We start from the raw sequence: 6,180 nt of genomic DNA, 5'->3' as shown, positions 1-6,180 counted from the left end.
TCGCCGAGTGGCTGTACCAACTTTGGCTCGGAGCCAGTCTGCTCGACAAATTACGTAAAAACGGAGCCGCGTTCGACGACGCAATGCGGCTGACCGAGCGTTTGATCGACGCTACCAAAACCTAAAAATTTTTTGAATCACTCTCTAGCCGACCGGTCTATTTTGGTCGGTCCCTTTAAGGAAGAACGACGATGAATCGCTTTGATTTTCGAAACCCCACCCAGATCCTCTTTGGCGAAGGTCGCGTTGCCGATCTGGACGCCCAAATCCCGGCCGATGCCCGCGTCCTGGTGCTCTACGGCGGACAGAGCGCCGAGCGTCACGGGACGCTCGACGAAGTGCGTGCCGCGCTAGGCAAACGCGACGTCGTTGAATTCGCGGGGATCGAAGCCAACCCCCGCTTCGCCACCTTGATGCGAGCGGTGGAATTGGCACGCCGTGAACAGGTCGATTTTCTGTTGGCGGTGGGCGGCGGATCGGTCGTCGATGGAACCAAGTTTGTCGCCGCAGCGATTCCGTTTGCTGGCGACCCGTGGAGCATTTTGACCGAGCATGGCGCGAACGTCACTGCCGCGGTCCCGTTTGGAACCGTGTTGACGTTACCCGCCACCGGTTCGGAAATGAATCATGGTTCGGTGATCACCAACGACGCCGTCAAAGCAAAGCTGGCCTTTATGAGCCCGCATGTGTACCCCGCCTTTTCGGTTCTTGATCCGACCAAGACCTACACTTTACCGCAGCGACAACTCGCCAACGGCGTCGCGGACGCGTTCGTCCACATCATCGAGCAATATTTGACCTATCCCGTCGATGCGATGGTGCAAGATCGTTTTGCCGAAGGCTTGTTGCAAACGCTGATCGAGTTGGCACCCCGGTTGAAGCAGGACGATCATGACTACGCGGCGCGGGCCAATTTTATGTGGACCACCACATGGGCATTAAACGGTATGATTGGCGCCGGCGCCCCGCAAGACTGGGCGTCGCACATGATCGGCCACGAATTGACCGCGCTGTACGACATCGATCACGCTCGCACACTGGCCATCGTGCTGCCATCACTGATGAACGAAATGCGGGATGCCAAACGCGAGAAGTTGTTGCAGTACGCCGAACGGGTTTGGGGAATCGATACCGGTGACGACGCAAGTCGCATCGACCAAGTGATTGAGCGAACACGTGAATTCTTTGAACAGCTCGGCATCCCGACAACGCTCGCAGCATATGACCTGGGCAGCGAAGCGGTTGATGCGGTGGTCGAGCAACTCGAGTCGCACGGTATGACGGCGTTGGGCGAACGACAACAAGTCACACTGGATGTCAGCCGCCGTATCCTCGAGGCCGCACTCGCTCCGGCGCAACTCACTGTCTAATTTCCATTCATAGCAAATGTCGATTGTATCCCCGAAAGATATTGAATTTAACGTAGCCTAGGCTTCCAGCCTGGGAACGTAGCCAAGGCTTCCAGCCTGGGAACGTAGCCTAGGCTTCCGGTCTGGGAACGTAGTCTAGGCTTCCAGCCTGGGTTTGCTGTGATTCCCAGGCTGGAAGCCTAGGCTACGTTACGTCACCAACCTTCCATCCCCAAAAGCATCAATTTCATGTCTGATTACGCCAAGCAAAACCGACGCATCGTTCTGAACTCACGTCCCGACGGCGCCCCAAAACCGGAGAACTTTCGGCTCGAAACGGTCGATATACCGGAGCTCGCCGCGAATGAAGTCTTGTTGCGGACCAAGTACCTTTCGCTCGACCCGTACATGCGAGGCCGCATGAACGAGGGGCCCTCCTACGCACCTCCGGTCGCCGTGGGGGACGTGATGGTTGGCGGCACCGTCAGCATCGTGGAACAGTCAAAAAACTCAAGGTTTTCCCGGGGCGATCGGGTGCTGGGCTACAGCGGATGGCAAGACTTTGCGGTGTCACGCGGCACCGACCTGATCAAGCTGGACGCCAACATGCCGCATCCTTCCTGGGCCCTTGGCGTGCTCGGGATGCCGGGCTTTACCGCCTACATGGGACTGCTCGAAATTGGCCAGCCCAAGGCGGGAGAAACAGTCGTGGTGGCCGCGGCGACCGGTGCGGTCGGTTCGGTCGTGGGCCAGATCGCGAAGCTAAAAGGATGCCGAGTCGTCGGCGTCGCAGGCGGTGCAGAAAAGTGCCGGATTGCACGCGAAGAGCTGGGCTTTGATGAATGCATCGATCACCGTGCCAGCGACTTTGCCGAGCAGTTGGCGGCAGCCTGCAGCGATGGGATCGATGTTTACTTTGAAAGCGTGGGTGGCAAGGTATTCGATGCGGTGACTCCGCTGTTGAATGTCAAAGCACGGATCCCGTTATGCGGATTGATCGCAAACTACAATGATACCGAGCCGCCAGCGGGTCCGGATCTGCGGCCGCAATGGATGATGACGATGTTGGTCAAACGGATCAAGATGCAAGGGTTTATCATCTTCGACGATTACGGTCCGCGCTACAACGAATTTGTCAGCGAGATGGAAGAGTGGGTTCGTGAAGGCAAGATTCGCGTCAACGAAGATATCGTCGACGGACTCGAAAATGCACCCCAGGCATTCATGGGACTGCTGAAAGGCAACAACTCCGGCAAACTTGTGATCCGCGTCTAAAACGGTCACGAGGGGTTAGGGATCGATCGTGCAAGGCGGTGGTCCCTCGGCCCTGCCCGAATTCGCCAGGCGGGGGAATTCGCTAGCGGAAGTCGTCAAGACTTTCGGCGGCACTGCAAAAGTTAAATTGACAATGCTGAGTGTTCCGTCGCGGCGTGAAGCCCCCAATCGTCGCACGGCTTTCCAAGCCGTTAGCGTGCACGCGTGCCGGATCGTCGAGGTAAGTTTAACCGCGACCCGTCACTAAAACTCCCAGCCAATTACGGTTCCCGCTTGGAAAGCTGGCCGGCAATCGGTTGCGCCGTGTCTCGGGTTACACCACGCGATGTCGCAATGGGTGTTCGGTGACCGGGTGGTGCTCGCTTCGATCCTGATGTTCTTCGGCCCGGATAATCCGGCTATACCCTGCCACGCCCGGCAACGCGGTCATTCCGTGAACCACGACGCTAAGTGTCGCGGTCAAAATCACCACGTTGAACAGCGAGTCGCCATGAGCAAACGTGTGTTCGCTGGTGACCAACAATGCAAAGATCACTGACGCCAACCCTCGGGGGCCGAACCAATCCAAAAACAGCACTACAAACGCCGACACAAGTAACAAATGTTCCATGAAAGGTCTTTTCAGCAGGGGAAAACGGACACTGCGAGGGACGAAGGAACCGCGTGAATCCTAATGCTACCAAGCAGCCGGTGTCTTCACGAATCCTCAGGTTTTTAGTCGTTTTGGCGATGGCCACGGATACCGCGTTGGAGCGGTTCCCGGATCGCTGCGAACGAAAACTCGCAAAAAAATTTGTAAGGCGACGGCCCTTCTTTCGTCTGCGGTGTGTATAAAACCCACCCCACTTTGTTTTCATTCACGGATGGTTAAGGAACAACCCCATGATTCACACTCTCAGCAAAACGCTCGCAGCGGCCTTGTTCGTCACTCTGGTCGGTGGATTCAGCGTGCATGCGGGTTCGCCGGTCTTCGTTGGAACCCAGGTTTCATCGCATCTGTCGATGGACCGTATCGATCACTCTCGATGGGACTCGCTGCTACGCAAGTATGTCGACACCAATGGCAGGGTGAACTACAAGGCGCTCAAGGCGTCCAGTAGTGACGTTCAGATGCTGAATCAGTATTTGAGACAATTGTCGGTCGCCAGTCCGAGTGCTCCGGCGTCTACCGATGCAACGCTCGCGTTTTGGATCAATGCCTACAACGCGGTAACGGTCCACGGGATACTGCGAGAATACCCGACCACCAGCATTCGCAATCACACCGCCAAGTTGTGGGGCTACAATCTGTGGAAAGATTTGCAATTGTACGTCGGCGGCAAGCCTTATTCGCTCGAGCAAATCGAACATGAAGTGCTGCGAAAAATGGACGAGCCTCGCATCCATTTTGCCATCGTCTGCGCGTCGATCGGTTGCCCACGACTGCTGAACGAGGCGTATGTTGCCGATCGCGTCCAGCAGCAATTGGAACTCAACACAAAAGACTTCTTCGCTCGCACCCAGAACTTTCAATATGACGAAGGTCAAAATCGAATTCAGCTATCGGCGATCCTGAGCTGGTTCGCGGAAGATTTTGGCCGCAACCAAGCGGCCGTGTTACAGCGGATTGCACCTTGGTTGCCCAGCGACGCGGCTCGCAATGCCGCGTTACAAAACACCGCCACGGTCAGCTATCTGCAGTACGACTGGAACCTCAACGCCCAGTAGCGCTGCCCCTCCCCTCCCCTTCCCTCGTTTTCCCATACCTCCTTCCCAGGCTCCCGCCTCCCCTTCCCCGCAGCAGAACTCGTCAACGGCTTGTTGAATTAATCCAATTGCAAATCGAAATGGTGAGCCGTGGGCCGCGAGGCACCGGGTATTGCGTGGGACCCGGCCGCTGACGCGCGAGCGGCTCACAACATCAACAAGTCGTCAAGCGTTTCGGCACCCGCCAACATCCCACGAACCCTGCGTCTCTCGGCGCGTCGGCAAATCGGAAAGCATTGAAAAGGTGAAATCGTAAATTGACAATTGAAAATTGCTGACTTCACAGCCACGGATGTGGCGACAGCATGTAGCCTTGGGCGCGAGGCCCAAGGGGACCTCCCATTTTTTCAATTTACAATTGTCAATTTAACTTTTTCAATCTCTTCCGCCGGCTTCACCCGCCCGGGCGAAGCCGGGAGGGTCGGAAAACGAGCCTACAGCGAGTTTTCCGGGGAGGGCTACTTCCGCGACGCAAAAACGCAACGCTTTGCAGCGTTGCGTTTCGGTCTTCCTCACGGCTCACTTGGTTAGTCATTCATGACCGGTGGCGACGTGACTTTCTCCATCGGCTGGCCGCAGCAGAGGAATTCGGTTTTGCAATCGTTGCAATCACAGCCTTTGGTGACGTGGATCTCCATTTCGCATTTTGCACAGCGGTACATATCGCCAATCTTGGGGGCTTCGATTTGGGGACTCATGATGGTTCCTTTAATAGGTTGACGTGGTTGTTTTCCAGAAACAACCAACGCAAACGCTGTTCCATCGACCGAGCCACAAGTCGATTCTGAAAACGAGGTCAGCCGCGTGGCGTCTTAGGCCATCTTTTAGAAAATGGACGGCGCCGCGCGACTGACCCCCAAGGAACGTGAACGTGACCCGCGGGTTATCCCGCCGCGTTATTCACGCGAATTCGATTGCGGGTTGTTTCGGTCGTCTTCGAACTTCTTGGCCAGCTGCTTTGTTTTTTCCAAATGCATTTGGACTTTGCTCGAAGCTTGTTGAACGATCGGTTGCAGCGATTGCGGGCCATTGCTTTCGATCGCTTGCAGTTCCGCTAACAGCATCGTGTGCGCGATGGTTTGCTGACCCAAGAAGGCCATGTTGAAATCTTGGCCTTCGTAGCGATTCAGCATCTCTTTGGTCATTTTGAGCGCATTGTCGTACGCCTGTTCACCAATTTGACAGAGCTCTTTTGGCACGGTTTGATCACCCCATTGGGTCATCCGGTCACTGCGAGTTTGCGAATCCGCGGCGGGTTGCTGACCCGTGCGATCCTGTGTTTGGCCCGTTTGTGTTTGGCCCGCTTGCAATGAATGCGTTTGCGATTGACCTGCTTGGGAACTTCCCGCATGTTGCTTCAGTGTTTGGTTCAGCGCTTGGTGATCTTGGATCAGCATTTGGGCGAATTTTTGGACTTCTTGGTTGTCCGATTTTTGCTGCGCCAACTTCGCAAGTTCGATCTCCGCTTCGTTGGACATAATCAGTTTTTGCACCAAGGCTTGCGTGACCGTGGGGCCTTGTTGTTGCTGTGAATTTGTTGCAACTCGGCGCGCTTCATAGCGATCGCTTTGATTGCTTTGATCGTTTTGCGATCCCGCTGGCTGATCGGTGATCTGGCCCGGCAGTGTCGTGGGTTGACCAGGCTGATCGGGTTGGATGATCGGCGGACTGGTTGGCACGCCTGGTTGATCGAGAGTCGTTTGCGCCACGGCGGTCGAAAGACCCGTAATTGCCGCGACCGAGAGCGCGGCGGCAGAGAAACGTAGCTTGGACATGGGGGAACTCCTGAGATCAAAGAAGGAGGTGATTG

The 6,180-nt window shown here is 55.9% G+C and carries 7 protein-coding genes; 4 read left to right on the top strand and 3 right to left on the bottom strand.

Annotation, left to right across the window (positions count from 1 at the left end; all coding sequences use genetic code 11):
* The first annotated feature begins 191 nt into the window (after positions 1–191).
* Together ABX962_RS27160 and ABX962_RS27155 are read left to right on the top strand one after the other, a co-directional pair.
* On the top strand, positions 192–1,370 hold the full coding sequence (locus ABX962_RS27160) for an iron-containing alcohol dehydrogenase (protein WP_372724106.1): 1,179 nt from the start codon (positions 192–194) through the stop codon (positions 1,368–1,370).
* A gap of 228 nt (positions 1,371–1,598) precedes the next feature.
* The gene (locus ABX962_RS27155) at positions 1,599–2,624 is read left to right on the top strand and encodes an NADP-dependent oxidoreductase (RefSeq protein ID WP_372724104.1); all 1,026 of its coding nucleotides are present in this window, start codon (positions 1,599–1,601) and stop codon (positions 2,622–2,624) included.
* A 313-nt stretch (positions 2,625–2,937) separates the two neighbouring features.
* On the opposite strand, the gene ABX962_RS27150 is transcribed toward ABX962_RS27155, so the two are convergent.
* Positions 2,938–3,234: a hypothetical protein gene (locus ABX962_RS27150; protein ID WP_372724102.1), complete on the bottom strand. Its 297-nt coding sequence runs from the start codon at positions 3,232–3,234 to the stop codon at positions 2,938–2,940.
* Between the two features lie 272 nt (positions 3,235–3,506).
* On the opposite strand from ABX962_RS27150, the gene ABX962_RS27145 reads away from it, so the two are divergent.
* Both ABX962_RS27145 and ABX962_RS27140 read left to right on the top strand, forming a co-directional pair.
* Complete coding sequence (locus tag ABX962_RS27145) at positions 3,507–4,331, top strand: DUF547 domain-containing protein (protein WP_372724101.1); 825 nt, start codon at positions 3,507–3,509, stop codon at positions 4,329–4,331.
* Between the two features lie 303 nt (positions 4,332–4,634).
* Entirely contained in the window at positions 4,635–4,901 is a 267-nt protein-coding gene (locus ABX962_RS27140; protein WP_372724099.1) for a hypothetical protein, read from the top strand.
* On the opposite strand, the gene ABX962_RS27135 is transcribed toward ABX962_RS27140, so the two are convergent.
* Both ABX962_RS27135 and ABX962_RS27130 read right to left on the bottom strand, forming a co-directional pair.
* Entirely contained in the window at positions 4,898–5,068 is a 171-nt protein-coding gene (locus tag ABX962_RS27135; protein ID WP_372724097.1) for a hypothetical protein, read from the bottom strand. The genes ABX962_RS27140 and ABX962_RS27135 overlap by 4 nt on opposite strands.
* Positions 5,069–5,266: 198 nt before the next feature.
* Positions 5,267–6,145, bottom strand: a complete 879-nt coding sequence (locus ABX962_RS27130; protein WP_372724095.1) for a DUF4142 domain-containing protein — start codon at positions 6,143–6,145, stop codon at positions 5,267–5,269.
* Positions 6,146–6,180: the final 35 nt, after the last annotated feature.

Origin of the sequence: Novipirellula sp., assembly GCF_041583735.1 — a bacterium.
In the GTDB taxonomy this organism is placed as follows: Bacteria; Planctomycetota; Planctomycetia; order Pirellulales; family Pirellulaceae; genus Novipirellula.
Note: the sequence above shows the minus strand (reverse complement) of the source record. Positions and strands in the feature narration are given on the sequence as shown.